3 protein-coding genes are annotated in these 1307 nt (G+C 36.9%); all 3 read right to left on the reverse strand.

Translation table 11 applies throughout. From position 1 onward, the window contains the following. Nucleotides 1-666: hypothetical protein (locus tag HMPREF2983_RS02360; protein WP_070666386.1), on the reverse strand; the 666-nt coding region annotated here is incomplete at its 3' end. 39 nt (nucleotides 667-705) lie between these two features. Beyond that, complete coding sequence (locus HMPREF2983_RS02365; RefSeq protein WP_004377486.1) at nucleotides 706-936, reverse strand: hypothetical protein; 231 nt, start codon at nucleotides 934-936, stop codon at nucleotides 706-708. Nucleotides 937-986: 50 nt separating this feature from the next. Further along, nucleotides 987-1223, reverse strand: coding sequence for a hypothetical protein (locus tag HMPREF2983_RS02370; protein ID WP_004377485.1), 237 nt, complete (start codon nucleotides 1221-1223; stop codon nucleotides 987-989). Nucleotides 1224-1307 lie beyond the last annotated feature (84 nt).

Consider the following 1307-nt stretch of genomic DNA (forward strand, 5'->3'; position numbering starts at 1 on the left):
TTCCTTATCCTCGCAGTTAGCCTCCAGCACCGCCTCATAGATTAAATCAAAGTTCTCGCAGCTTGTGCAATCGAAGTCGCCACCGTCCGAACTATCGAAGCCTTGATACTCTTCACCTTTATAAGTAAAGCTGTTATTTCCGTCTTCAACAACGTCTGTATCGCCTAACTCTTTTACATCTACTTCTATATCGTTATTTTCGATGTATTCAGTGATAGCCTCTTTTACTATGCTTTCATAGTCTTCTTTATCTATTAAATCGAAATCAATTACATCTTCGTGCGATTTTTTGTATTCGTCGTAGTCCTGCAAATTTTGGCATAACGTTCTGAAATCTTCGACAGACGCGTTTGAAAAGAGGTTGTTTAAGTCAGACTTAATGTCTTCAAGATAACTTTCGTACTCCACGTTTTCTTTGTCAAGCACAAAATCGAACACTCCATTTTCTACAGAAACTTTATAGTGAATTTGCCCGTCCGCATCTTCGTAACAAGTTAAGACATCTCCATTTTCAAGCCAATCTTCAAGGTCAGAACAAGAGTCTGTAACATCTTCAAAAGCCATTGCCTGCTCTCCATACCCAACCTCTTCTGTAGGGTCTGTCATTTTAATATTATAATACCTTTCAATTTTGGGAATTAACTCTTTGGAAATAAAAACTGACATATCAATTGACTTAACCGTGATGTCGAGGGCTGAATATTGTTATAACTTGTTTATAAATTCTTTATACTCTTGCTTTTGCTCTTTAGAGAGGTTAAAGCCAAAGTCGCTAAGGTTTTCATTATCGAACAACCACCTGAAAAAGCCAGGATCGTTCTCGCTTTCGCGCTCAACGTACCCTTTTAGGGTTGCAGGCTCTTCTCCACCATTGAATTTGTAACCGCTGAAAAGTTCAACTAAAACTTGTTTCTTGTTGTCTGCATTCTTAATCATATAAATTTGCCCGTCATGCCGATAGCGCAGCGTTAATGTTAAAGTATATATTAAAAATCTGTTACATCGGCATATCTAACATCTTCATAAGGTAGACTGTAACCCAAAGCACCACAATTTAACACAAGGTAATCAAAAGCCTCTTTATAGCTATCGAACTTAGCGTAATTTTCAAATAAGTGCATACTCGCCCTCTTAATTTGAGCTAAACTCTTAGCCTTAATAATAGAAGCTGCATCTACTTTATGAGAAGAATTCAGGTAAGAAGCGTAAAAATAAGCTTTCATGATTTTGAACAGTTGTTATGGTGTGTCTCACCTTTTTATAATTTATGAAATTTGTTATTTATTCTGGGCATCCCGATTCTCAAC

It is taken from the genome of Prevotella sp. HMSC077E09 (genome assembly GCF_001814685.1).
In the GTDB taxonomy this organism is placed as follows: Bacteria; Bacteroidota; Bacteroidia; order Bacteroidales; family Bacteroidaceae; genus Prevotella; species Prevotella oris.